General features: G+C 34.9%; 25 protein-coding genes. 8 read left to right on the top strand and 17 right to left on the bottom strand.

Translation table 11 applies throughout. From position 1 onward, the window contains the following. From K5R64_RS16815 to K5R64_RS16825, 3 genes are all read left to right on the top strand, one after another. Positions 1-756 (top strand): family 16 glycosylhydrolase, encoded by a 756-nt coding sequence (locus K5R64_RS16815; protein ID WP_220765091.1) that lies wholly within the window; start codon positions 1-3, stop codon positions 754-756. A 231-nt stretch (positions 757-987) separates the two neighbouring features. Next, positions 988-1,572, top strand: a complete 585-nt coding sequence (locus K5R64_RS16820; RefSeq protein ID WP_220765093.1) for an RNA polymerase sigma factor — start codon at positions 988-990, stop codon at positions 1,570-1,572. A 51-nt stretch (positions 1,573-1,623) separates the two neighbouring features. Next, entirely contained in the window at positions 1,624-1,767 is a 144-nt protein-coding gene (locus K5R64_RS16825) for a hypothetical protein (RefSeq protein WP_220765095.1), read from the top strand. A gap of 62 nt (positions 1,768-1,829) precedes the next feature. On the opposite strand, the gene nth is transcribed toward K5R64_RS16825, so the two are convergent. Beyond that, complete coding sequence (gene nth / locus K5R64_RS16830; protein WP_220765097.1) at positions 1,830-2,480, bottom strand: endonuclease III; 651 nt, start codon at positions 2,478-2,480, stop codon at positions 1,830-1,832. A gap of 198 nt (positions 2,481-2,678) precedes the next feature. Between nth and bcp the strand changes: the two genes are divergently transcribed. After that, entirely contained in the window at positions 2,679-3,131 is a 453-nt protein-coding gene (bcp, locus tag K5R64_RS16835; RefSeq protein ID WP_220765099.1) for a thioredoxin-dependent thiol peroxidase, read from the top strand. Between the two features lie 23 nt (positions 3,132-3,154). Here bcp and K5R64_RS16840 read toward each other — a convergent pair whose 3' ends face one another. The 3 genes from K5R64_RS16840 to K5R64_RS16850 form a co-directional block, all read right to left on the bottom strand. Continuing rightward, positions 3,155-3,925 carry a carboxypeptidase-like regulatory domain-containing protein gene (locus tag K5R64_RS16840; protein ID WP_220765101.1) on the bottom strand — a complete coding sequence of 257 codons (771 nt, stop codon included), beginning with the start codon at positions 3,923-3,925 and terminating at the stop codon, positions 3,155-3,157. A 91-nt stretch (positions 3,926-4,016) separates the two neighbouring features. Further along, the gene (locus K5R64_RS16845) at positions 4,017-5,906 is read right to left on the bottom strand and encodes a DEAD/DEAH box helicase (RefSeq protein ID WP_220765103.1); all 1,890 of its coding nucleotides are present in this window, start codon (positions 5,904-5,906) and stop codon (positions 4,017-4,019) included. Between the two features lie 201 nt (positions 5,907-6,107). Beyond that, positions 6,108-6,686 (bottom strand): non-canonical purine NTP diphosphatase, encoded by a 579-nt coding sequence (locus tag K5R64_RS16850; protein WP_220765105.1) that lies wholly within the window; start codon positions 6,684-6,686, stop codon positions 6,108-6,110. 463 nt (positions 6,687-7,149) lie between these two features. Between K5R64_RS16850 and K5R64_RS16855 the strand changes: the two genes are divergently transcribed. Further along, positions 7,150-9,561, top strand: coding sequence for a hybrid sensor histidine kinase/response regulator (locus tag K5R64_RS16855; RefSeq protein WP_220765107.1), 2,412 nt, complete (start codon positions 7,150-7,152; stop codon positions 9,559-9,561). On the opposite strand, the gene K5R64_RS16860 is transcribed toward K5R64_RS16855, so the two are convergent. From K5R64_RS16860 to K5R64_RS16870, 3 genes are all read right to left on the bottom strand, one after another. Next, complete coding sequence (locus K5R64_RS16860) at positions 9,527-10,324, bottom strand: NYN domain-containing protein (protein ID WP_220765109.1); 798 nt, start codon at positions 10,322-10,324, stop codon at positions 9,527-9,529. The two genes, K5R64_RS16855 and K5R64_RS16860, sit on opposite strands and share 35 nt — an antisense overlap. Positions 10,325-10,364: 40 nt before the next feature. Then, positions 10,365-11,036, bottom strand: coding sequence for a ZIP family metal transporter (locus K5R64_RS16865; protein WP_220765111.1), 672 nt, complete (start codon positions 11,034-11,036; stop codon positions 10,365-10,367). 80 nt (positions 11,037-11,116) lie between these two features. Continuing rightward, a complete protein-coding gene (locus K5R64_RS16870; protein ID WP_220765112.1) occupies positions 11,117-11,881 on the bottom strand; it encodes a class I SAM-dependent methyltransferase in 765 nt (254 codons plus the stop codon). 392 nt (positions 11,882-12,273) lie between these two features. Between K5R64_RS16870 and K5R64_RS16875 the strand changes: the two genes are divergently transcribed. Together K5R64_RS16875 and K5R64_RS16880 are read left to right on the top strand one after the other, a co-directional pair. Continuing rightward, positions 12,274-13,437, top strand: a complete 1,164-nt coding sequence (locus tag K5R64_RS16875) for a class I SAM-dependent RNA methyltransferase (RefSeq protein WP_220765113.1) — start codon at positions 12,274-12,276, stop codon at positions 13,435-13,437. Positions 13,438-13,499: 62 nt separating this feature from the next. After that, positions 13,500-13,736 carry a hypothetical protein gene (locus K5R64_RS16880; protein ID WP_220765114.1) on the top strand — a complete coding sequence of 79 codons (237 nt, stop codon included), beginning with the start codon at positions 13,500-13,502 and terminating at the stop codon, positions 13,734-13,736. Positions 13,737-13,774: 38 nt separating this feature from the next. On the opposite strand, the gene K5R64_RS16885 is transcribed toward K5R64_RS16880, so the two are convergent. The 10 genes from K5R64_RS16885 to K5R64_RS16930 all read right to left on the bottom strand — a co-directional run bounded on the left by K5R64_RS16885 (position 13,775) and on the right by K5R64_RS16930 (position 23,280). Further along, positions 13,775-14,587 (bottom strand): DUF6048 family protein, encoded by an 813-nt coding sequence (locus tag K5R64_RS16885; RefSeq protein ID WP_220765115.1) that lies wholly within the window; start codon positions 14,585-14,587, stop codon positions 13,775-13,777. After that, entirely contained in the window at positions 14,559-15,080 is a 522-nt protein-coding gene (locus K5R64_RS16890) for a DUF6452 family protein (protein WP_220765116.1), read from the bottom strand. The genes K5R64_RS16885 and K5R64_RS16890 overlap by 29 nt, the downstream gene beginning before the upstream one ends. Before the next feature lie 82 nt (positions 15,081-15,162). Next, on the bottom strand, positions 15,163-16,578 hold the full coding sequence (gene rlmD / locus K5R64_RS16895; RefSeq protein ID WP_220765117.1) for a 23S rRNA (uracil(1939)-C(5))-methyltransferase RlmD: 1,416 nt from the start codon (positions 16,576-16,578) through the stop codon (positions 15,163-15,165). A gap of 91 nt (positions 16,579-16,669) precedes the next feature. Beyond that, the gene (locus K5R64_RS16900) at positions 16,670-17,305 is read right to left on the bottom strand and encodes an SGNH/GDSL hydrolase family protein (protein ID WP_220765118.1); all 636 of its coding nucleotides are present in this window, start codon (positions 17,303-17,305) and stop codon (positions 16,670-16,672) included. A 62-nt stretch (positions 17,306-17,367) separates the two neighbouring features. Further along, entirely contained in the window at positions 17,368-18,300 is a 933-nt protein-coding gene (locus K5R64_RS16905; RefSeq protein WP_220765119.1) for a transglutaminase, read from the bottom strand. Positions 18,301-18,322: 22 nt separating this feature from the next. Beyond that, on the bottom strand, positions 18,323-19,174 hold the full coding sequence (locus K5R64_RS16910; RefSeq protein ID WP_220765120.1) for a substrate-binding domain-containing protein: 852 nt from the start codon (positions 19,172-19,174) through the stop codon (positions 18,323-18,325). Between the two features lie 66 nt (positions 19,175-19,240). Then, positions 19,241-20,110, bottom strand: coding sequence for a nucleoside phosphorylase (locus K5R64_RS16915; RefSeq protein WP_220765121.1), 870 nt, complete (start codon positions 20,108-20,110; stop codon positions 19,241-19,243). Between the two features lie 14 nt (positions 20,111-20,124). Further along, positions 20,125-20,457, bottom strand: a complete 333-nt coding sequence (locus K5R64_RS16920; RefSeq protein WP_220765122.1) for a translation initiation factor — start codon at positions 20,455-20,457, stop codon at positions 20,125-20,127. A 173-nt stretch (positions 20,458-20,630) separates the two neighbouring features. Continuing rightward, entirely contained in the window at positions 20,631-21,581 is a 951-nt protein-coding gene (locus tag K5R64_RS16925; protein ID WP_220765123.1) for an isopenicillin N synthase family oxygenase, read from the bottom strand. A 154-nt stretch (positions 21,582-21,735) separates the two neighbouring features. Further along, entirely contained in the window at positions 21,736-23,280 is a 1,545-nt protein-coding gene (locus tag K5R64_RS16930; protein WP_220765125.1) for a hypothetical protein, read from the bottom strand. A gap of 154 nt (positions 23,281-23,434) precedes the next feature. Between K5R64_RS16930 and K5R64_RS16935 the strand changes: the two genes are divergently transcribed. Further along, positions 23,435-24,610 carry a 2-isopropylmalate synthase gene (locus tag K5R64_RS16935; RefSeq protein WP_220765127.1) on the top strand — a complete coding sequence of 392 codons (1,176 nt, stop codon included), beginning with the start codon at positions 23,435-23,437 and terminating at the stop codon, positions 24,608-24,610. Positions 24,611-24,619 lie beyond the last annotated feature (9 nt).

Raw genomic sequence — 24,619 nt, forward strand, 5'->3', positions numbered from 1 at the left:
ATGAATAAATTTTTTATTGTTCTTTTAGCAACCACCTTCTCTTTTGCACAAACTAAAGGAAAAAAACTGGTATGGGAAGAACATTTTAATGGTAAAGAATTAGATACTAAAAATTGGAACTTTGAACTAGGTGATGGATGCCCTAACTGTGGTTGGGGCAATAGTGAACGCCAGCTATACACAAAGACGAACCATAAAATGGAAAACGGAAAGTTAGTCATTACAGCAAAAAAGGAAGGAACACAATACACTTCTACCCGAATAACGACCCAAGGCAAAAAAGAGTTTCAATACGGATATATTGAAGCTAGAGCCAAATTGCCTGTGGGCAAAGGAATTTGGCCTGCTTTCTGGATGTTAGGTTCCAATATTAAGACGGTAGGTTGGCCACAATGTGGTGAAATAGATATTTTGGAATATGTGGGCAAAGAACCTCATATGGTTTTCACTTCCTTACACACCACAGCAAGTCACGGCAATACCATCAATACGAAGAGAACACGAATAGATACTATTGAACAAGGTTTTCATTTGTATGCAATTGATTGGACTAAGGATAAAATGGATTTTTTTGTAGATAACATCTTAGTTTATACGTTCAATCCAACAGATAAAACAGAAGCGATTTGGCCGTATGACCAACCTTTTTATTTTATCATCAATATGGCGATTGGAGGTAATTTTGGAGGTCCAGAAGTGGATGATGCCATTTTTCCTCAAGATTTTAGTATAGACTATATTAAGGTGTATCAATAAAAATTGAAAGCAATCACGGAATTTAGATTGCATTTGATTCATGAATAAATTAAGCAAATAATAGGGATTAAAATTGCCTTAGCGTAATTTTAATCCCTATTATTTGTATATTAAAATAAATATTTGTTAAATTTGGTTCATCTATCAATCTATAACCAAGAGCCTATTCGATAAAATTACTTTTTTAGAAAAATTATTTCAAAAATTTTTAATTAAACTAAAAGGTAAATTATGGCTATACTAGAACTCTCAGATGCTGTATTGGTTAAAGATTATGTGGCAGGTAATGAGAAAGCCTTGGAGATATTAATCAAGCGACACCAATCCAGAATATACGGTTTTATCTATTCAAAGATTTCGGATACAGATATTTCCAATGATATTTTCCAAGATACTTTCATCAAAGTAATCAAAACTTTAAAATCAAATTCGTATAACGAGGAAGGAAAATTTCTTCCTTGGGTCATGCGTATTGCTCACAATTTGATAGTCGATCATTTTAGAAGAAATAAAAAAATGCCTATGTTTAGAGAAACAGAGGCTTTCTCTATTTTTTCAATTATGTCTGATGAATCTCCAAATGTAGAGAATCAAATTATTATGGAGCAAGTGGAAAGTGATGTGCGCAAATTACTAAAGGAGCTTCCTGAGGATCAAAAGGAAGTGTTGATGATGCGTATGTATCAGGATATGAGCTTTAAGGAAATTTCAGAAATTACTGGAGTAAGTATTAATACCTCCTTAGGTCGAATGCGTTATGCTCTTATGAATTTGCGTAAGGTGATTGATAAACATCAAATTGTTTTAACCAATTAGACAATATTTTGTAATAATGGTCGTTTAAGTATAAATTTAATTAAGATACTTATGGCCAAAATCTACTCTAAGAAAAACAATACTTCCAAAGTGAAAAAGCCTAAAAAGGAAGTCATTTCTTTTCTATTGAATTATTCTAAAGCTTTGAAAGTTGTCAAAGGCGAAAAAAATAGTTTTGAAATTATTTCAAACTAAGTTTTTTGTAGTTCTTTAGTATTGTAAGATTCACTTATTCAATGTTATTGGATAAGTGAATCTTATTTTTTATAATAACTTTCAATCACGCTTTTTCGTCCTATTGTTTTAGTGATGATATCTTTGTCTAAGTCCCAGCCTCTTGCGGGGGAATATTCTCTTCCATACCAAATCATTTGCAAATGCAAATCGTTCCAAGTGTGTTCTGGAAAAATTCGCTTGGCATCTTTTTCGGTTTGTTGCACATTTTTTCCGTTACTCAAATTCCAGCGATACATCAACCTATGAATATGGGTGTCAACCGGAAAAGCAGGAACGCCAAAAGCTTGAGACATAACCACGCTGGCAGTTTTATGTCCTACGGCAGGCAACGCTTCAAGCGCCTCAAAGCTTTGCGGCACAATTCCGTTGTGTTGCTCAATTAAAATTTCTGATAAGCCATGAATGCCTTTGGATTTCATAGGCGAAAGGCCACAAGGTCTAATGATTTCTTTGATCTCTTCGATACTCATTTTTACCATATCATACGGATTGTCAGCCTTGGCAAACAATAAAGGTGTAATCTGATTCACGCGTACATCTGTACATTGAGCAGATAATAAAACCGCAATCAATAAGGTGTAAGGATCTTTGTGATCAAGGGGGATTGGAATAGTAGGGTAGAATTCTTTTAACGTATTTATAACAAATGTTACACGCTCTTGCTTGGTCATTTTAGTACTTTTATGAATTGTAAAAATAGTTCTTTTTTAGATTCTGAGTTTAAAGTTGCTAAGGAACTTAGATTTTTATTTTGAATTTGATTATTAAGATGTAACAAGGTTGAAACTTAAAATCTTTTTTAATTATGAACCTAAAACCTTAGATGTATAGTGGCTCAGAATCTTATAACCCTTAAAAAAAACATATCGATGATAACATTAAAAAAAGGAGATAAAGCGCCTGCATTTTCAGCTATTGATCAAGATGGCAACACACATAATTTATCCGATTATAAAGGAAAAAAATTAGTAGTGTTTTTTTATCCAAAAGCCAATACTCCCGGATGTACGGCTGAAGCCTGTGATTTGAGAGATAATTTTGAACGTTTTAAAGCCAATAATTATGCTTTGTTGGGTGTGAGTGCTGATTCGGCTAAAGCACAGGCCAAATTCAAAGACAAATATGAGTTTCCATTTCCGTTATTAGCAGATGAAGATAAAGCTGTCATTGAAGCTTTTGGTGTTTGGGGGCCTAAAAAATTTATGGGACGAGAATATGACGGTATTCATCGTATTACTTTTGTAATTGATGAAAACGGTACTATTGAAGAAGTTATTGATAAAGTGAAAACAAAGGAGCACGCGGCTCAAATTTTAAAATAGTATTCAGTTAAATACCTACGGTGTTATTTTATTTTTTTCAAAATTTTATATTCTTCATAACAGCCGCTAATGGCATCCATGATTTGGAGGTCGTTGGCGGTTTGTATAAAGGCTTCTGAATAATTACAGCGTTGTAAGATTTCAGGGATATCTTTTTTGTCAATTCCGAGTAATACAGCAAGAGTTTCACGATCAAATTTGGAAGCTAAAAGATTTCTTACGGTATCGTCTTTTTTCATGTCTTTGAGTTTTCTAAATTCTTTTGCTTTGTTGCTAAAGACATTATAAAGCATATCAGCAGGATTGAATATTGATCCCAATATTTTATTGAAGGCATTAGGAGCGTATTCTCCTGTTTCATAACCACTGGTGAGTCCTGAAATGCTATAGCGATAGTTTTCTTTGACAGGTATGGTTTTAGAATCCACTTCTAAATAACCAGTCAAATTAAAGGGTTTGATAACAACTTCTTCTAAGGCAATGGCTCTTTCGGTCAAAAAGATTTTGGCTACTTTATTTTTCAACCAGTCGTTGGTTACTTTTACTCTTAAGGATTGAAAACCTAATAGGGAAATGTGTAAGGTGTCGTTAGGGTGAACATCGATTTCAAAATACCCTTTATTGTTGGTTTGTGCTCCACGTACTTTGTTGATGTTGATTACATTAGCATCGTTCAAAGGAAGCTTAGTATTGTCGTTATAGATATAACCTGTAACTTTTTGGGAAAGGGAAACCTCCTGAGCTTGTGTGGCCAAGGATAAGGTTAAAAAAAAGAAAACTACAAAATATTTCATAAACTGATTTAAGACTCTAAAAGTAATAAATCAACCTTTAATATTTTGTAGTTTCGTTGTATAATTACAAGAAAATTAACAGAAGAGTGTCTTAGTCTCTTCTTGGTCTTCTTGGTCTAGGGGAATCACCAAAGCTTTCAGAACGTCTAGAAGCTCTATCTGGTGTAGCTTCTCCTCTTGGAGCTCTGTCAGAGAATCCGCCTTCACGTCTTCTACCTCCAAAACCGCCTTCTCTGCTACCTGAACTTCTTTCTCCTCTAAATCCGCCGGAGCCTTCACGACGGGGTGCAAAACCACCTTCGCGTCTTCCTCCCTCACGTCTTCCACCTGAGTTTCTGCCGTTATGGTCGCGTCTTCCACCACCATCGTTTTTAGAGATTTCAACATTGATACGACGTCCTTCTAGTTGAACGTTGTTCAAAATTTCCATTACTTTATCTGTATGTTCAGCATCAGTATTAAAGAAAGAGAAGCCTTCTTTTACATCTACCTTAAATACATCATCACGACCTAAGTCAAGAGTTTCTTTTAAGAAATCTTTTAATTGCATCCAGTCGAAGTTGTCTCTTGAACCAATGTTAACAAAGTAACGAGTAGCACCACCAGCGTTTCCGCCTTCTCTTGGAGCGCTATCACCTCTTTCACGTCTATCAGAACTTGAAGCGGAAATATCTCTGTTCTTTTTGTAATAATTGATGAAACGGTTGAATTCTACTGATACCATTTTCTTAATCAATTCCTCTTTAGATAAACCTTCTAATACGTCATTGATTGCTGGTAAGTAGTTGTCAATTTCGTGATCAACTTCTGTGTCTTTAATTTTATTTGCTAAGTGTAATAATTGGATTTCGCAAATTTCGATTCCAGAAGGAATTGTTTTTTCTTCAAACTTTTGTTTGATGATTCTTTCGATAGACGAAATTTTACGTAATTCACTTTTCGTTACAATCACGATAGAAGTTCCTAATCTTCCTGCACGACCTGTACGACCAGAACGGTGGTTGTAAGTTTCAATTTCGTCAGGCAATTGGTAGTTTACTACGTGTGTTACGTTGTCCACATCAATTCCACGAGCGGCAACATCAGTCGCAACAAGCATTTGGATTTGTCTGCTTCTAAAAGATTTCATTACACCATCACGTTGTGCTTGAGATAAATCTCCGTGTAGCGCCGCAGCATTGTAGCCGTCTTCAATTAATTTTTCGGCAATGGCTTGAGTATCACGTTTGGTTCTACAAAATACCACTGAGAAAATGTCTGGATTAGCATCGGCTAAACGCTTCAAAGCTTCGTAACGGTCACGAGCATTTACTAGGTAAAATTCGTGAGATACCGTAGCTGAACCTGAATTTTTGGTTCCTACAGTAACTTCAACAGGGTTGCTCATGAATTGTTTTCCAATTCGTGCCACCTCGGCTGGCATAGTAGCAGAGAACAACCAAGTGTTCTTTTCGTCTGGGGTAGTAGATAGGATGTTTACGATATCATCGTAGAATCCCATGTTCAACATTTCGTCTGCCTCATCAAGAATACAATAGTTGATTTTAGAGATATTTACTAATCCTCTGTTGATCATGTCTTGCATTCTACCTGGAGTTGCCACAATAATTTGTGCTCCTCTTTTAATTTCTCTAGCTTGTTCTGTTATACTAGCTCCTCCGTAAACTGCTACCACATTAATACCTTTTTCGTATTTAGAGTAGTTTTTAAGTTCGTTAGTAATCTGTAAACACAACTCGCGTGTTGGAGATAAAATTAACGCCTGTGTATTTCTGTCGTCGGCATCAATTTTCTGAATAACTGGAAAACCAAAAGCTGCCGTTTTCCCTGTCCCAGTCTGAGCCAACGCAACTAAATCTGTATCTTTTTCCAATAATAGGGGAATCGCTTTCTCCTGTACTTCTGACGGATTTTCAAATCCTAGATCTAAAATCGCCTTCAGTAACGATTCACTCAATCCTAATTGTTCAAATTTATTCATATGTAATTTTAAATAGGGTGCAAAAGTACTGTTAAAAATCCATATAAACTAATAGCTGTTTAAGAATTAATGATTTATTTGTATTTGATTATCAGAAAGTTATGTTTGTGGTGGTTTTGAAAATAATCTGATTTTACAAATTTCAGCTCAAAAACCGTCTATGCGCTTCACTTTTACTCCAAAATATTGTGTAATAATTGGTTATTGTAATCTGTTTAAAAAGGCAATAAGGGCTCGTGTAGCTTTTCCTCGATGGCTAATTTGGTTTTTTAATGTTGCGCTCATTTGGGCAAATGTTTCGGCATAACCTTCGGGTTGAAAGATGGGGTCGTAGCCAAAACCTTCATTTCCAAGTTTTTCTGTTGTGATTTTCCCTTTGGCAATTCCAGTAAAAAGTTGTTGACTACCCTTTAAATTCAAGGCAATCACCGTTTTAAATTGAGCAGTTCTATGTTGCTCGCCGTCCAGAGCATGAAGTAACTTTTCCATATTAGCATTAGCATTTGACGGTTCTCCTGCATAACGCGCTGAATATACCCCTGGAGCACCATCAAGAGTAGCCACTTCGAGTCCTGTGTCATCGGCAAAACAATCGAAACCGTATTTTTGGGTAACATAATTGGCTTTGAGAATGGCATTTCCCTCAATAGTAGTCGCTGTTTCAGGGATTTCTTCGTGACAACCTATATCGGTTAGGCTTAAAATCTGAATGGTATCGGGTAATAATTGCTGAATTTCTCTAATCTTATTTTTATTATTGGAGGCAAATACGAGTTGCATAGAGTGTATTTTAGGATTGAAAACAACAAAGTTACATTTTTTTTAAAATTGATTTTTCAAAGCAAATGAACAATGCTGAAAAGAAAGCAATTCGGTTGAAAGTCAAAATTATCTTCAAAGTCAGTTCTGTTTTTTGTTAAATTAAGGTTAATGTGTTGTTTATTAATGGTTTAGGTGTGTTTTTATCGTATCTTTGATACGTGGTTTTGATTAATCATTTGTTTGCATCAAGCTTTTACATGAGACTGATGACTCAATGTTCAACTATAAGATGGAATATTTTGGAAGTATAAGTTGAAGATGGTAAACCAAAACCTACAATGGGAGCGTGTAAAAGCGCTCCTTTTTTTGTTGTAATCTGTTCTTTATTAGTTGTTTGTGTTTTTGTTTAAAATTAATGTATGGTTTTATAAAACCTTTAAGGATTAATTCTCGTAAGTTTATCTAATCCAAAATCAAAACCATGACATTAGTAAATACCACACTTAAATGTAATGGACTAGTGATCTTTTTTTTCATGATGTTCATAAGTAATAGCTATTCTCAATATGTATTTCAACCAGAAGCTATTCCTCAAAAAATTTCGTTACACCCCTATACATCCATTGTAGATGTAGGCCAAGATAAATTGGAAATTCAGCAGCTTATGGCGCGTTTTTCTACTTTAAACCCTAAAGTTTTAGCATCAGATAATGACGACTTAGGATTTACTAATAATTATTTTTGGGGTAAAATTTCCCTTAAAAATGCTTCAAAATTAGATTTACACTACTATTTTGAAACGGCCCGTCCGATTACCGATAGGGTAGAATTGTATGTAGTAAATAGAAAGGCGGGAAAAATAATAAAATCTGTAAGTGGCGATAATATTCCTTTTGACCAAAGGGCTTATGCTAATAGGAAAACTATTTTTAAACTTCATATTCCCCCTCAAACTTCACTTGATTTATTTTTGCATTTAAAAAGTGATGGTGAAGTTATCAAAATGCCTGTGGTGTTGCATTCATCAGACAGTTTTAATAGAACGGGATCTTTTGAGCAATTTATTTTTGGGATTTTTTATGGGATTTTGTTGATAGCGACGATTATCTATTTTTTCTTCTATTTTGCGCTCAAAGAATTGAGTTTTTTGTATTACAGTTTGTATGTATTTTTTGTGAGTTTGATGCAGTTGTCGTTGGATGGGTATTTTTATAAATATTTTACCCCTGATGGTGGTTGGTTATCACAACATTCAGTACTACTTTTTGCTATGGTTACAGGAGTTTTACTAGGTAAATACAGTGCTGTTTTCTTGAAAATTAAAGAGCATAATAAGCGCATTCACACCATGTTTAATGTTGTATTTGGGTTGGCCTTTGTTTTGATTGGTCTGATAGTTTTTGTTCCTGCAGCCATGGTCTATTGTTATCCTATAGCCAATATTTTAGGGTTGTTTATTTTGCTATTAATCATTAGTTCCATTGTTGTATTGCTACGAGCAAAAGTTAATGTTGATTCTTTCTTTACGTGTGGTATTCTATTCCTAGTTTTAGGTTTTGGAGTATTTATTCTAAATAATTTTGGGATATTGCCTAGTACATTTTTAATCCAAAACAGTTCCAAATTTGGAACCGGATTGGAAATTATTTTTCTCTCCTTATCTATGGCAAATTTGATTCGAAATCTAAAGAATGAAAAGAACGAATTGAATCGATTGGCTTTGGTACGATCAGAGGAAATGAATGATTTGAAATCTTATTTTTTATCCAATATCAGTCATGAATTGCGAACCCCTTTGAATGCCATCATGAATTTAATTGATGCGGTTTCAAATGAGGTTGAAGATGAGAAAATCAAAAAGAATTGTCAGGTGATTAAGTATTCGTCACACAGTTTGTTGAGTTCTGTCAATGATATTTTAGATTTTTCTAAGATTGAAAAAAAAGAGATAAAATTAGATCAAGTAGCCTTTAATCCGCTGTCCACAATTACTCAAGTAGCCAAAAGCGTCGAATTAAGAGCATTAGATAAAGGCTTGGATTTTAGTTTTATACAACATGGTGTTTTGCCAAGTTTGATTATAGGTGACGAAGCACGATTGGCGCAAATCATTAATAATGTTTTGAGCAATGCAATAAAATTTACGGCTGAAGGCTATATTAAATTTGAGGTTAAAGCAAGTGAGGTTTCCGCTACACATACACGCTTTCTTTTTACCATTACTGATTCGGGAGTGGGAATATCAAAAGATAAAATGGCTACGATATTTGACTCCTTTACGCAACACAATATTGATAATAAACGAAAATTTGGTGGATTAGGATTGGGGTTGTATATCGTAAAAACCTTGGTGGACTTGCAAGAGGGTACCGTGACTATGAACAGTTATCTTCGCAAAGGTACAACTTGTGCAATTTCATTGGACTTTGAAACGGTTGCACCCTCACTGCAAGAAATAGTTGCTATAGAACCAGAGGTATATGATTTGAAAGGCAAAACGGTTTTGGTTGTTGAAGATAACTCGGTGAATCAAATGGTGATAAAAATGATTATGAAAAAATGGGCCAATACCAAGGTACTTTTTGCGAATAATGGTCAAGAAGGTTTGGATGCTCTAAAAGCAAATAAAATCGATATTGTTTTGATGGACTTACAAATGCCAGTAATGGATGGTTACGAAGCAACTATAGCTATACGAAACGGAGAAGCTGGTCTTGAAAACAGTTCCATTCCTATTATTGCTGTAACAGCAGATGTTATGGAAGGAACCAAAACAAGGGTAATAGATATTGGGATGAACGATTATTTATCTAAACCCGTCAAAAAAGAAACACTTTACCAAACCATGCAACAAGTGTTTAATTCAGTTTTAATCGAACATACACATGTTTGATGCCTTTTTTGTCTGAATCTCTTTCGTCTATTTCTAGAATATCTAATAAAGATTTCAACATAGGGGTAAGTTTTGAAAAACCATAATTTCTAGGGTCAAATTCGGGTTTTTTCTTTACAATCAAATTTCCAACATCACCAAGGAATGCCCACCCATCATCGTCAGCGAGGTCTTCAATAGTCGATTCAATAAGTTCGATGGTGGGTTCGTTAATTTTATTAAGCGGTTTTTGAGCTGGTTTTTCAGGCGCTTTGGCAGGTACTTTTCCAGCAGGTTTTTTAGTGTCAACAGTCGTTTTTGGTGTTTTTTTCTTGTTTATTCCATCAAGTACTTCGATGAAAATAAATCGGTCACAAGCGCTAATAAAGGGTTTTGGGGTTTTTTGCTCGCCAATTCCAATAACTTTCATTCCTGATTCACGAAGTCTAGTTGCAAGACGGGTAAAATCGCTGTCGCTAGAAACAATACAAAAACCATCTAATTTGCCCGAATATAGTAAATCCATCGCATCGATAATCAATGCAGAGTCCGAAGAGTTTTTACCGGTAGTATAGCTGTATTGTTGAATAGGAGTAATAGCATGTTCTAATAACACCCCTTTCCAACCATTGGCGTTAGGTTTTGTCCAGTCAGCATAAATACGTTTGGTGGTGGGTGTGCCATATTTGGCTATTTCTTCCATCATTCCTTTGACATTGCTGTACGGAACGTTATCGGCATCAATAAGAACGGCTAATTTTAAATCTGGAACGTTTTGTGACATATTTTTGAATGTAGAGTATTCCCCAAAGATACAGGAAATTTTATAAAAAAAACGCTAATACAATTCCTAGCACAATCATGGACACTTTGGCCACATTAAATTTATGCCCCTCGCTACTTTCAAATATTATAGTAGAGGAGATATGAAATAAAATACCAATGACTATTGCGGTAATTTCTGTTTGAAACTGGCTTAATATTGGAACATAATCCGAAACAAACGTTCCTAGAGGAGTCATGATGGCAAAAGTGGTCATGAAAACAAAAATGGCTTTTTGGTTAAGATGCGAATTGATGAAAAAAGTGGTTAAGATTATGGCAATTGGAAGGTGGTGAATAGCAATACCTATGGCGAGATTATCTTCATGATGTCCTACGGGAAATCCTTCCAAAAAAGCGTGAATACAAAGGCTAATGAACAACAACCAAGGAATATGGGTCATGTTTGGGTGTCCATGTACGTGACCGTGTTCAGCTCCTTTAGAGAAAAATTCTAATATAATTTGAAATAAAATACCAATCATAATAAATATTCCTATAGCATTATTATGGGTTTCATATACATCGGGCAACAAATGCATTACCGTTAAGGAAAGCAAAAAAGAACCACTAAAAGCGAGTAGTAATTTAAGATTGCTTTTCTTTTTTGGTTTTAAAACCAAGGCAATGCCATAACCCAAAAGGACAGAAACTAGGGGTAAGAGGTAATTCATTTGTAATTTATAGCTATAAACTTAATCAGTTAGAATGTGAAGCGTTTCTTCAGTTAATTCATTAAGTGATGAAACCTTTTTTATTTAAAAATCATGATGAGTCGTTCACTTTCGGTTTTATGGAATTTTTTCAGTTTGTAATCACCAAAAATATCCAATAAGTAAATGCCTGCTTCGTCCATCATGTTTTGAAAATCTTCCAAGGTCAATGCTTTTACTTTTTCAGTAAAATGGAATTTTTGTCCTTGGTCTTCAAAATCAATTTCTTTAAAAATATGACCATCTTTTACATATCGTTTGATATGAAAATCAATACCATCAACGGTTTTTATTTCTTGAGGAACAAGACAATTGATGACTTGGTTGACATTCATAAAATCAATGACAGCAAAACCATAGTCCGTCAAGCTGTTTTTAATGGCTTTGAGGGTGGTAAGGTTGTCGTCATCATTTTCAAAATACCCAAAACTTGTAAATAAATTAAAGATGGCATCAAATTTATCATCAAAGGGTTCACGCATATCATGTACTTTAAAGTGCAAATAAGCGTTGCTGTTTTTGGCGGCTTCTTTGATGCTGTTTTCGGATAAATCAGCACCAAGCACATCATACCCTAATTGATTTAAATAGATGGCATGGCGTCCTTTTCCACAAGCCAAATCTAGCACCTTAGCCTTTTCAGGAAGGTTTAGATAATGCGTTAGGTTGTCCATGAATAGCTGAGCTTCACGGTAATTGCGTTCTTTGTAAAGGATGTGATAATAAGGAGTGTCAAACCATGAGCTAAACCATGCAGGTTTTGTTTCGTCAGGATTTGAAGTTATGGGGTGCTGTTCTGAAGACATTTATTCTTTTCAATTTATTCTATCCGGCAAATTTAGTGTATTTTTGCTGAAAAATTACCTACTTAACTGTCAAGTACAGATAAAGAGATAAAAAAGTGCGTCGCCAATTATACCAATAAGCATAAATTAGAAAGGTATGATGATTTAATGATACAAATTTGGTAGGGTTCACGATAAAATGAATGGGTAAAAGAAAAAATAACTGCAAATACGCCGTTTTTAATTATTATTGATTCGTTTTGAGTGGAATTAGTGTCAATTTTTTTAAGTATTAATAAAACATATAGATGCAAAAATAGGTTTCTTAGCGGTTGGGAAATTTTGAGTAAGATTAAAAAAATAATAGTGTACTTCTTTTTTGGATAGAAAACGGAAATACGGAACAGATACAGATGGAAGAAAATTTTAGAATGATTGCCAAAACCTTTTTTGGTTTTGAAGAAATATTAGCCAAAGAATTAAGTCAGTTGGGCGCTCAAGAAGTAGAACAAGGAGTGCGTATGGTACGGTTTAAAGGGGATAAAGGTTTTATGTACAAGGCTAATTTGGCATTGCGTACGGCATTAAAAATCCTTAAACCCATTCATACTTTTAGAGCTAATAATGAGCAGGCTTTGTATAAGGGTGTTGGAAGTATCAATTGGTCTAAATTTATCAATGCTAACCAAACTTTTGTGATTGATGCGACTGTTCACTCTACTTTTTTTAATCATACTGAATTTGTTTCCCAAAAGTGTAAAGATGCTATTGTAGATCAATTTAGAGAACGTACAGGACAACGTCCGAGTATTGATAAAGCATTTCCTGATTTAAGAATTAATATTCATATCGATAAAGACCAAGTTTCGGTGGCCTTGGATACTTCTGGAAATTCATTGCACCAACGCGGTTATAGAACAGCAACTAATATTGCGCCGATTAACGAAGTATTAGCAGCGGGGATTTTACTATTGTCAGGCTGGGACGGACAGTCAGACTTCTTGGACCCTATGTGTGGTTCTGGAACTTTTTTGGCAGAAGCAGCCATGATAGCTTGTAACATTCCAGCTAATATAAATCGTAAAGAATTTGCATTCGAGAAATGGAAAGATTGGGACAATGATTTGTTTGATAAAATTGTTGATAGTTTGCTAGGTAAGGTTCGTGATTTTCATTACACCATCAAGGGGTATGACAAAGCACCCTCTGCTGTGGCTAAAGCTAAGGACAACATTCGAAATGCTAATTTGGAAGATTACGTTTCCATTCAAGAAGAAAACTTTTTTGATAGTGAAAAAAGGAGCGAGGGAAAATTACATATTGTTTTCAATCCGCCTTATGATGAGCGTTTGGATATTCACATGGAAGAATTTTACCGAAATATTGGAGATACTTTAAAGAAAAATTATCCAGGAACCAATGCTTGGTTTATTACTGGGAATTTGGAAGCCTTGAAATTTGTAGGTTTGAAACCTTCTCGAAAAATTAAATTATTTAATGCCAGTATCGAATCTCGTTTGGTGAAATACGAAATGTACGAAGGAAGTAAACGGACTAAGTTTCAAACGAAAGAATAGTAATTTTTGAAGCGCGAGGTTCTGAGAAGCTAAGAACCTTTCTCTCTTAAACTAAAAAAATCATGACAAAACTAGAAATAAGAGCGTTTTTATATCAATTGGGTTGTTTTGCAATCTTGTTTATCAGCGTGCGTTATTTGATAACAAGTTTCACCTATTTAACTGGTTTTTGGATTCCAATTACGGCTTTTGTGGTCGCGACATTAATCGCACCAAAATTCAAAGCCATTCGAACACAACAAGGAGAAAAACTCTTCATGAAATGGATTTTTATCAAAGGGGTTCGCGAAATTGGTTAATCCAATTTTTTAGCATGTAAGCGCAACCAGACTCTAAATTAGTTGGCCTTTGTAGGAATTACTTTTTTCTTATACAGGGGTATGAAATAGCTAACGGTATAGTTGAAGCCTACGCCAAAGCTTCCGTTATAGGTTCTATTAAAACCCGGAATGTATAAGTTGTCAAAGTTGTCGGGTTTTTTGTTGGTCACCAAAGTGTTTAATCTCAAACTAAAGCCAACAAATACATTTTTTATTACTTGAGCCTTTAAACCAGCAACTACTTCAATCCAGCTTGCTGTTAGGCCGTTGTATTTTGCTCCAGAAGTTAATGTTTGATTTTCACTAAAATACTGTGACGTATTGTAAATTCGATAACTATTTAATTCCTGATTGAAGGTACTGAAACCATAACGCAATCCTACTGAAATTATGTTTTCCATATCCAACCAGTTTTCGTAGCCGTTATAATCAAAACCTGCTTTTATATAGGAACCTTTAGTTGTAAAATTGAGTCGGGTATCATCAGTTGTTTTGTTTTCAGTCCCTAATTCTGCAGCTAGGTAATATTTTTTTGTTAAGCGATAATCACCTACTAATTCTAATCCTTGGTAATCTTTGTCATAAAAGCCTCGACTCAATTTAAATAAATCGATACCCACTCGCAATCCGTATCGATTTGTTTTAGGTAGAGCCTTTACGGTATCCTTATTTGGTGCCAAATTTGCCTGTTTTGTTGTAGCAGTTTGCGCAGAGATAACACCTGCATCTGGAGTAACAATAGGTTTTTTGGCACTTGTTTCTTGTGCGTGAGCCATAAAAAACAGGAGAAAAAGACCAATACTAAAAATAGACTTCAAGGTGTGTTTCATTTTCGTTTGTAATTGATCTGTTTTTAATTGAAATTGTTTGCATCCATTTTCCATCAGCAACCGCAGCATCAGTATGGGTAAAAGGGTTCAATTGATTTAATTCATAATTGGTTTTAAAACCACATGCACGTGAAACAAATTGATTGGTTCGGCTGTAATTAAATACGATTTCGTCTTCGTTAATTAGGGCTGTATTGTCATTTTCATAATTTAAAATAAATTTGAATTTTACAACATCAGCTTCCGTTTTTAAAGGAATTGCCACTTGACTCGTATTGATTAATGTAGTTCCGTTATAGGTTATTCCAGTGTCCATTCCTTCAGCAATAATGGTTAAATCTGTCACTGATTTTAAGGTAGAAGGGTCATTAATATCATAAAAAGTAATAACCAATCGGGGAGTGGTAATGGTGTTCTCATCACAAATATCATCCTTCTCACAACTTGAGAAGGTGATGCTCAGCAGTACAAGTAACAAAGAAATGTATTTCATATTTTTTTATTTTGTGAATGGCATCACTGTAGGATTGGTGGTTTGAATCAGCTAGTCCATACAGTTCATGCGAGACAACCTTTTACTTACGTCGTTCTAACAACACCACATTTTCCACATGATGTGTTTGAGGAAACATATCCACGGGACGTACTCGAGTAACTTTATATTTTTCGTCCATTAACGCTAAATCTCGTGCTTGTGTCGCTGAGTTACAACTGACATAAACGACTCTTTCAGGTGCGATTTTCATGATTTGTTCAATCACATCTTTATGCATACCGTCACGTGGAGGGTCTGTAATAATAACATCTGGCTGTCCGTGTTGAGCAATAAAGTTATCATTAAAAACAACTTTCATATCACCTACAAAAAACTCGCAATTGTCAATATTATTGCGTACGGCATTTGCTTTAGCATCTTTGATCGCATCTGGGACACTTTCAACTCCAATTACTTTTTTGGCTTTTTTAGAAACAAATTGTGCAATTGTTCCTGTGCCTGTATATAGGTCATAAACCGTTTCATTTCCTGTTAAACCAGCAAAATCGCGTGTTATTTTGTATAATTCATAGGCTTGGTCTGAGTTGGTTTGATAAAATGATTTGGCGTTGATACTAAATTTCAAACCTTCCATTTCTTCCAAAATATAGTCACGCCCTTTATACAATTGAATGTCTTGGTCGTAAAGCGTGTCATTGGCTTTATTGTTTACAACATATTGTAAAGAGGTGATTTGCGGAAATTTGGTGTACAAATGATTTAATAGCAATTCTCTTTTGGCTTGGTCATCTTCAAAAAACTGTATCAAAACCATGATTTCACCTGTTGAAGCAGTACGCAACATTAAGGTTCTCAACAGGCCTGCATGTTCTCTAGGGTTGAAGAAAGTCAAATCATTTGCATTCGCAAAATCACGAACTTCGTTTCTAATGGCATTTGAAGGATCTTCCTGTAAATGGCATTTTTTGATGTCCAGAATTTTGTCCCACATTTTTGGAATATGGAAACCAAGAGCATTTCTATTTCCTAAATCTTCATCACTTCCAATTTCAGCTTCGGTTAACCAACGGCTGTTGGAAAACGAAAATTCCATTTTGTTTCTATAGAAAAATTGTTTTTCTGAACCTAAAATAGGTTCAAATTCAGGTAATTCAATTTTTCCAATGCGTTGCAGATGATTTTTAACTTCATTGTGTTTGTAAAACAGCTGTTGGTTATAATTCATGTTTTGCCATTTACAACCGCCACAAACACCAAAATGCTCACAAATTGGCTCAACACGATGTTCGGAATATTCGTGAAATTTAACTGCTTTACCTTCGTAATAGGCTTTGCGTTTTTTGAAAGTTTGCACATCCACTACATCACCCGGAACTACATTCGGGATAAACACTACTTTTCCATCGGGAGCCTTTGCTACCGAAACGCCTTTTGCACCTGCATCAAGGACTTTTATCTGATGAAAGACAACTTTGTCTGTATTTTTTCTACCCATGGCGCAAAAATAAGTGTTTGTTGGCTTTTATAAATTCAATTTGTGAAATATTTTTAAAAAAGTAAGATTGACAGTAGCTACCATAAGATTGTTATACCAAGTTGTGGAGCATTTTTTCAAGAATAGGAGTCATAATTTGATACCCAGCTTGGTTGGGATGGACACCGTCTTCTGAGTATTCTTTTTTAAGCCCTTGTTCATCATCTACCATTGCTGAATAATAATCTACAAAAGGAAGCTGGTTAGCTTCAGCATAGGCAGCTAACAATTGATTTAGTGCAATAATCCGATGGGCTGGACATTCTTTGGGATTCCAATAAAAATAATTTGCAGGTAGAAGAGAGCATAATACGACTTTAATCATATTCATTTTGGCTAGCTCTACCATCGAAATGATGTTGTTCATTATCATTTCAAGGGTAGATTCGCCTGTATTACCTGCAATATCGTTACCACCAGCAAGTAGCACTACTGTTTTTGGTTTCAGTAAAATTACATCAGCTCTAAAACGGATGAGCATTTGAGGTGTAGTTTGCCCACTAATACCTCGGTTGATGTATTCTTTCCTAGAAAAAAATGCGGGATGCTCTCTACTCCAGAATTCTGTAATCGAATCTCCCATAAAAACAATGCGGTTTCCGGTATTTGGATGCTGACTGATTACCAAGTTTTCCTCTTGATATTTTTTTAGGTAGGGCCAATCTTGTGTGGCGGTAGGCGATTTCATGGAAAAGTATCTAATTGTTTAGCGACAATAATTTTGGATATCACAAAAATAAAGAAGCATTCTTAATTCAAAGTTAAGGCTCCTAAAATTTCTTCAGACATAAAGGGACCACCAGGATATTTGGCGGTGTAGTCTAAGTTGAGCCATATTTGATTGCGTTCGTCGATATGATAGTGCAATTGTTTTCGAAAACTTTCTTTTGAAAATAAGGTGTTTTTTATCAAAAAATTTACCGTTTCGAGGTCATTCATTTTGCCAATAAGAATTTCAGGATAAATATGTCCTTTGGTATGGATTAGTCGGGGTGTGCCGCCTATGGCTCGTACACAAGCCGCCATCAGAATGGAATGATCGTCACAATCCCCCGAAAAATAGTCTAGCGATTCACTGGCACTGGCTATATAATCACCGTCTTTAGGGTCACTGACGTAATTCCAACGTTCGTTAATTTCTTTAAAAACAGCAAAACATTGAATGATGGTTCTGTAGTCAGAATATCCTTTAATATTTTTAAAATGCTTGGTGGTAGCCATAACGGCAAAGTTGCGCACTTTAGGATTTTGATACTCGATTGCATTAAGAATTTTGGATTTGTTAGGAAACGGCAAGAGTTTGGATACAATGATGTCTTGAGGATAGGGATTGTCTGACATGGTATAAATCATCGAATTGTAATCTTCGAATACACTGTTGAATCCGTAATTTCCAAAAGTGGTCCCATAAAACAAAACCAATACATACAAAAAAATGCAAATGATGATAATGGTTCGTAAAAGTCTTAATAGGAGTTGGATGAGAATAACCAAGCACACAAAAAGTAACACTCGGTCTAAATTGAATATCCAGTTAAGCTCGATTAAATTCTCATGAGCGATGATGAACAACGGAATGGAAAGCAAAACATTAAGAACAAAAATAATGACATCGTCCCATGGCTTTCTTAGCTGAAGACTTTGTCTTAGTTGAGTAAACGTAATGTTTTTTATTTTAAACATAAATAACCTGAAAAGGTAAAAACTATATTGATTTTACAATTTCTTCAAAAGTACCTATTTTATTAATGATTTTGAGTTGAAAAAGTTGTTTTTGGACATTGTTTAACAATTTTTCATCTAAATTATGCTGAGACCATTCGGTTAAAGAAAGCCATTCCTGAATGTCTTCTATTTTTTGATGGTATTTGGTAGCCAAAACGGTATCGATATTGGGAATGCTTTTGAAAGTCTGTGTTGTTTGGTTTATGATTTTCAGAATCGTTTTTATCACATCAGTTTTTGTTGCTAAGATTTCGTCCCGAACAGCAATAACGAAGCAAGGCCAAGGCGTAGGGCAATCGCCTACTTTTCTGAAGATTCCTTTATCTACTAGCGGTTTTGTCATGAATCGTTCCCACATGAAATAATCTGCTGTTCCGCTAGATAATGCTTCAACAGCGCCATCAATTGTATTGACTATTTCAAATTGTAAATCGTTGGTTTCCCATCCCTGATTGTTGGCATTGACATACGCCATTAGCTGGGAGCCCGAACCTAATCTGGATATAGCGGCTTTGGTATTTTTTAAATCAGCAATTGTATGATAGTTAGATTGAGCTGCCACGTGAATTCCCCAAATAAGAGGCGTTTCTACATATATTTGAACGAGTTTACTAGGATTGCCAGCATTGATGTCTTTGATGATTCCTTCCGTCAAAATAACGGCCATATCCGTTTCGCCAGATCGTAACATTTGGCACATTTTTCCAGTACCTTCGGGAACGTCTGTCCATTGTAAATCGATGTTTTCTTTTTCGAATGCTTTGTTTTCAAGGGCTAAATGCCAAGGTAAATTAAAATGTTCGGGTACGCTTACAATTTTTATCGTTGTCATTTTTATTTTTTTTGGAACACAGATTTTAAAAATTGGAGAAATTTAAGAAATCTATATTTATGGTGTTCATTCTTTGCTTATTTGAGTTAAAACGTAATCAATCAATTTTTCAATTGTTACGTCAGGATTATTGCTAAATGTCCCGTTTGCGCGATTGGCAATAATGGCATTTAAGGAAAGTGCATGGTGTCCTAAAAGAGCCGAAAGTCCATAGATAGCGGCGGTTTCCATTTCGAGGTTCGTGATTTTTATTCCTTTGTAATTGAATGAGTCTATTTTGTTATTCAATTTTTCGTCTTGGATTGCTAGGCGTAAAATTCGTCCTTGAGGACCAAAAAATCCTCCTGCGGTAGCAGTAATTCCTTTGTAAATACGATCACTTTCAAACTGTTTTTCTAGTTTTTCAGAACAATGAACGGCATAGGGTTTTCCTTTTCGATTGTCCCAATTAGTATGGTTCACGAAAGCTTCTTCCAAGTTTGAATTGGTAACAGAATTATTTTGATAGGAGCGAAGCATGTTGTCAAGTCCTAAACCTATCTTAGACATTACAAACGAATCAACAGGTATTTCAACCTGCAAAGAACCCGAAGTACCTATCCGAACAATATTTAAAGAAGTTAGCTTGTCTTTAATTGTTCTCGTTTTTAAATCGATGTTGACTAAAGCATCCAATTCGTTTAGTACAATATCAATATTGTCTGCGCCAATTCCTGTTGAGATGACGGTGAGTCGTTTGCCTTTGTATATTCCTGTTTGGGTTTTGAATTCCCTTTTTTGTGTTGAAAATTCTATTGAGTCAAATAACTGTGTAATTTTTTCCACACGATCAGGGTCACCTACAAAGATAATATCATGAGCAATATTTTCGGGTTTGAGGTTCAAGTGATACACACTTCCGTCAGGATTCAAGATTAATTCAGATGATGCTATCATTTTTAGTACATAAATTATCCGCCTACACGTTTTACTTTAAAACCTTTTTCTTTGAGAATAGTCATGATTTTATCGCGATAATCTCCTTGAATAATCAATGCTCCGTCTTTGAAACTACCGCCTACACTTAATTTGGTTTTGAGTTCTTTGGCAAGTATTTTAAAATCTTCGTCTTCTCCTTCATAACCCTCAATAATAGTGGTGGCTTTGCCTTTTCTTTTTTCGTATTTACAAATGATAGGTTCTTTTTGAATATATAATTCGTGTGGGGTATCATCAATTTCCTCAGGCTCATTGCTAGGAACGTGGTCTGGGAATAAGTTTTTTAATTGGTCTTCTAAACTCATTTTTTATTTTTATTTTTTTGGAACACTTAAAAAGGACGCTGATAAAAACAGATTTACTTGGTAAAGACACTGATAAAAACGGATTTTTAATAGCTAAATAAATGAAAATCAGTTTCTATCAGCGATTCGGTTTTGCGAATCCGTGTCATCAGTGTACCCTGTTCACGTCAGTTTTATTTTTTTATCAATCCTAAATCAACCAAACGCTCGTATAGGAACTCTCCAGCTGTGATGTCTTCAAACTGTTTAGGATTTTCGCTATCGATACAATTTTCTAAGCAATTTAGAGGCATGTCGCTCACTGGGTGCATGAAAAACGGAATAGAATAACGGGAAGTGCCCCATAATTCTCTAGGTGGATTGACCACCTGATGTATGGTTGATTTTAATTTGTTGTTCGTATGGCGAGAAAGCATATCACCTACGTTGATAACTAATTCATCGGGTTGTGCAATAGCATCAATCCAGTCGCCATTGTGATTTTGAACTTGCAATCCTTTACCTTGTGCACCCATCAAAAGGGTAATCAAATTGATATCACCATGCGCAGCTGCTCTGATGGCATTTTCAGGTTCGCTCGTAATAGGAGGGTAATGTATCGGGCGCAAAATGGAATTTCCTTCTTCGGCGTATTTATCAAAGTAAAATTCGTCTAATCCCAAGCGCAATGCCAAAGCTCTCAAAACATAAATCCCTGTTTTTTCAAGCATTTGATACGCTTCTTTTCCTACGGCATTAAAGCGTGGTAATTCCTCGACAGTTATGTTTTTTGGATATTCAGAGGCGTATTTTGAACTGTCTCCTACATATTGTCCAAAATGCCAAAATTCTTTTAAATCGCCTTCTTTGCGTCCTTTGGCATGTTCTTTTCCAAAAGAGACATACCCTCGTTGTCCGCCTAGAGCGGGGTCTTCGTATTTTTGTTTGATTTCTAATGGAAGGCTAAAAAACTTTCGAATTTCAGCATATAGTTCGTCAACCAAACTTTGCTCTAAAAAGTGTCCTTTGAGCGCTACAAAGCCTATGTCCTCAAAGGCAGCACCAATTTCGTTTACAAATTTTTCTTTACGTTTTGGATCTTCGGACAGAAAATCAGTTAAATCTACACTGGGAATATTTTGCATTTTGTTGTCAGTTTAAGGGGGGTTGAGTAAGCGGTTAATCGGTTAATTGTTTAGGGTTTAATTTTTTAAGGAGTTAAAGAGGGGGATTAGTTTGTTTTGTACAATTAATCTTTTAATTTTTAACTCTAATCTCTAACCTCATAATTCCTATTTCTCATCGATTGCCTAATTTGGCTTTTTCTTTAATAATGTCTCCTATTTTTCGATTTTCAATTTTGCTTTCTAGCCACGAAATAATATCGAGGTATAGGAATGCTCTTTTTTCATAAGGGATTTTTTCTAATTCAATAAAACGTTCTCTCATTTTGACAAATTCTTTTTTGATGTCTGACGGGTAAATAGAGTTAAGGTTTCTCATGAATCGGATGATTTCTTTTTGAACCTCATGTAAGTCGTTCATTTTGAGTAAGAACTTATAAGTGTTTTTGATTTGAGTTTCCAAATGAAAATCTTTCCCCAATTCATAATGTGCAATAAGATGTAATAATCGGGCAAAACACATCAAATCCTCACGCATGGTCAGGTTTTTATTGTTGATGATTTTCTCTAAATAATAAATCGATTCGGTGAACTTATCTGAACCAAAGTAAATACAGGCTATTTTGTAATAAAATAACATTTCGTGATGCTCATCTAAGTGGTCACTGTGTATTTGGATTTTTTCTAAAATAGCAGGAATCAGGTATTCGCCTTCTTCAAAAGAACCTTCTAGTATGTGATAGTTTAATTTGTTGTTATACAAATACAAAAAGGACAATGAAGCAATATTATCATTAACAGGAAAACGCGAATCTTCGATAGTATGTTCAAGTAAATTCAAGTATTTTTTAAACTTGGTTTGGTATTTCAACATAAAAACCGATTCCAAGAAATAATTATTTCCTTTTAAGAAAAAAACAGGGTTTAAGTAAATCATGTTGGGATTATCATAGAACAAAGTCACCCATTTGTAGGCAAATTTATAACTGGAAAGAAAATCCTGAACAAGGAAACTACGCCATAAATTAGCATTGTAAAACCAATATTTTTCTCTGAAACCAAATTTGTTTTCGTCTAGTTTGGAGGTGTGTTTGATAAAATAATCGTCAATATATTTATACTCTTCGTCGTTCTTAACATAGCCTGTTTTGAGCATAATACCATACAACTGTAACGATAAATTGGATAACTTACTAGAAATGGTGTTGCGATAGTTGAGTTCTTTGGCTTGAATGACTAATTCGTCTGCACGGCCTTGAATACTGCGTGTAATGTATTGGGATTCGATGAGTTTTTCGAATTCTACGATTTCAAAAGCGATGTATTTTTCGTCATTTTCTAGCGCTTGAATCTTGGTTTTATCCAAAATTTTTAAGCTTTGTTTGTACAATCCTTTATTGTAAAGAATGGTGGCAAAATCGATCTGCTCTCTTAATTGATAGCGGATGTTTTGACTGGGAATATTCAATCGAATACTCACCAATATTTGTTTGTACAAATAGGATTTAAGATTCGATAATTGCACCTTTTTGATGATGCCGCTTTTCAAAATTAATTTTTCATCATAAACTTCAGATTTGTCTAAAATATTGAATAATTCTATAAATTTTGTATTGGAACTAGTCTCTAATCGACTGGCAAAAATCTTAAATTGTCTTTTTTCAGACTTTGAAAGTGATTTTATTAATACAAATAAGAAATCTTTTTGATGGTTAGCCATTGTAAAATATATGAGCTTAATTACTTGTTTTATAGTGATTTACAAAGTTTTGGTTCGCTTTATAAGCAGTATATTTCATTAATTTGAGTTTTATATTAAAGTAATGAAATCTATTTTTGTTATGAAGTTGTGAAATTACATTAAATAAATTAAAATGAATAGAGAGAAAGTTCAAATTTTTGATACCACTTTAAGAGACGGCGAACAAGTTCCAGGATGTAAATTAGATACCAAACAGAAACTCGTAATAGCAGAACGATTGGACGGAATGGGTGTTGATATCATCGAAGCTGGATTTCCTGTGTCAAGTCCTGGTGATTTTTTATCTGTTTCTGAAATTAGTAAAATTGTAAAAAATGCAACCGTATGTGGTTTGACACGTGCTGTGAAAAACGATATTGATGTGGCAGGTCAAGCTTTGAAACACGCTAAAAAACCTCGTATTCATACCGGAATTGGTACTTCACAATCCCATATTATTCATAAATTAAATACAACTCCAGAAGATATTATTGCTAGAGCAAAATTTGCTGTTGCTCACGCTAAAACGTATGTTGAGGATGTCGAGTTTTATGCAGAGGATGCTGGTCGTACGGATAACGCTTTCTTGGCTCGAGTCTGTGAAGAAGTGATCAAGTCAGGAGCTACAGTACTTAATATTCCAGATACTACTGGGTATTGTTTGCCACACGAGTACGGTGAAAAAATAAAATACCTTAAAGAAAATGTAAAAGGTATTGAAAACGTCACTATTTCTTGCCACTGTCATAACGATTTGGGTATGGCAACAGCCAATTCAATTGCGGGAGCGATGAATGGAGCGAGACAAATTGAATGTACAATCAATGGTATCGGTGAGCGTGCAGGAAATACTGCCCTTGAGGAAGTGGTAATGATTTTCAAGCAACATCCTTACCTTAATTTATACACTGATATCGATACCAAACAATTGAATGAAATGAGTCGTTTGGTTTCGGACAGCATGGGAATGATGGTACAACCTAATAAGGCAATTGTAGGTTCGAATGCTTTTGCACACAGTTCCGGGATTCATCAAGATGGTGTGATTAAAAACAGAGAGACCTATGAAATCATGGATCCATTAGATGTAGGTGTCAATGAGTCTTCGATTATCTTAACCGCTCGAAGTGGAAGGGCAGCATTAGCTTATAGAGCTAAAAAAGTAGGTTACGAATTAACAAAAACTCAATTAGATATCGTTTACCAAGAGTTTTTGAAATTTGCTGATATTAAGAAAGAAGTAATGGATGATGATATCCATCAAATTATTGCAGCGTCAAATTTAAAAGACGATTTAGTTAGAAATTAAACTCTTAGA

It is taken from the genome of Flavobacterium sp. UMI-01, from assembly GCF_019656315.1.
Classification (GTDB): domain Bacteria; phylum Bacteroidota; class Bacteroidia; order Flavobacteriales; family Flavobacteriaceae; genus Flavobacterium.

Coding starts and splice junctions, on each gene's coding strand:
- K5R64_RS16880 (WP_220765114.1), top strand. CDS start 13,500: ATGACAAAACTAGAAATAAGAGCGTTTTTATATCAATTGGGTTGTTTT.
- K5R64_RS16870 (WP_220765112.1), bottom strand. CDS start 11,881: ATGTCTTCAGAACAGCACCCCATAACTTCAAATCCTGACGAAACAAAA.
- K5R64_RS16915 (WP_220765121.1), bottom strand. CDS start 20,110: ATGATAGCATCATCTGAATTAATCTTGAATCCTGACGGAAGTGTGTAT.
- K5R64_RS16860 (WP_220765109.1), bottom strand. CDS start 10,324: ATGTCACAAAACGTTCCAGATTTAAAATTAGCCGTTCTTATTGATGCC.
- K5R64_RS16825 (WP_220765095.1), top strand. CDS start 1,624: ATGGCCAAAATCTACTCTAAGAAAAACAATACTTCCAAAGTGAAAAAG.
- K5R64_RS16910 (WP_220765120.1), bottom strand. CDS start 19,174: ATGACAACGATAAAAATTGTAAGCGTACCCGAACATTTTAATTTACCT.
- K5R64_RS16905 (WP_220765119.1), bottom strand. CDS start 18,300: ATGTTTAAAATAAAAAACATTACGTTTACTCAACTAAGACAAAGTCTT.
- K5R64_RS16815 (WP_220765091.1), top strand. CDS start 1: ATGAATAAATTTTTTATTGTTCTTTTAGCAACCACCTTCTCTTTTGCA.
- K5R64_RS16865 (WP_220765111.1), bottom strand. CDS start 11,036: ATGAATTACCTCTTACCCCTAGTTTCTGTCCTTTTGGGTTATGGCATT.
- K5R64_RS16855 (WP_220765107.1), top strand. CDS start 7,150: ATGACATTAGTAAATACCACACTTAAATGTAATGGACTAGTGATCTTT.
- K5R64_RS16925 (WP_220765123.1), bottom strand. CDS start 21,581: ATGCAAAATATTCCCAGTGTAGATTTAACTGATTTTCTGTCCGAAGAT.
- K5R64_RS16885 (WP_220765115.1), bottom strand. CDS start 14,587: ATGAAACACACCTTGAAGTCTATTTTTAGTATTGGTCTTTTTCTCCTG.
- K5R64_RS16840 (WP_220765101.1), bottom strand. CDS start 3,925: ATGAAATATTTTGTAGTTTTCTTTTTTTTAACCTTATCCTTGGCCACA.
- nth (WP_220765097.1), bottom strand. CDS start 2,480: ATGACCAAGCAAGAGCGTGTAACATTTGTTATAAATACGTTAAAAGAA.
- K5R64_RS16820 (WP_220765093.1), top strand. CDS start 988: ATGGCTATACTAGAACTCTCAGATGCTGTATTGGTTAAAGATTATGTG.
- rlmD (WP_220765117.1), bottom strand. CDS start 16,578: ATGGGTAGAAAAAATACAGACAAAGTTGTCTTTCATCAGATAAAAGTC.
- K5R64_RS16850 (WP_220765105.1), bottom strand. CDS start 6,686: ATGCAACTCGTATTTGCCTCCAATAATAAAAATAAGATTAGAGAAATT.
- K5R64_RS16920 (WP_220765122.1), bottom strand. CDS start 20,457: ATGAGTTTAGAAGACCAATTAAAAAACTTATTCCCAGACCACGTTCCT.
- K5R64_RS16900 (WP_220765118.1), bottom strand. CDS start 17,305: ATGAAATCGCCTACCGCCACACAAGATTGGCCCTACCTAAAAAAATAT.
- K5R64_RS16890 (WP_220765116.1), bottom strand. CDS start 15,080: ATGAAATACATTTCTTTGTTACTTGTACTGCTGAGCATCACCTTCTCA.
- K5R64_RS16875 (WP_220765113.1), top strand. CDS start 12,274: ATGGAAGAAAATTTTAGAATGATTGCCAAAACCTTTTTTGGTTTTGAA.
- K5R64_RS16930 (WP_220765125.1), bottom strand. CDS start 23,280: ATGGCTAACCATCAAAAAGATTTCTTATTTGTATTAATAAAATCACTT.
- K5R64_RS16935 (WP_220765127.1), top strand. CDS start 23,435: ATGAATAGAGAGAAAGTTCAAATTTTTGATACCACTTTAAGAGACGGC.
- K5R64_RS16845 (WP_220765103.1), bottom strand. CDS start 5,906: ATGAATAAATTTGAACAATTAGGATTGAGTGAATCGTTACTGAAGGCG.
- bcp (WP_220765099.1), top strand. CDS start 2,679: ATGATAACATTAAAAAAAGGAGATAAAGCGCCTGCATTTTCAGCTATT.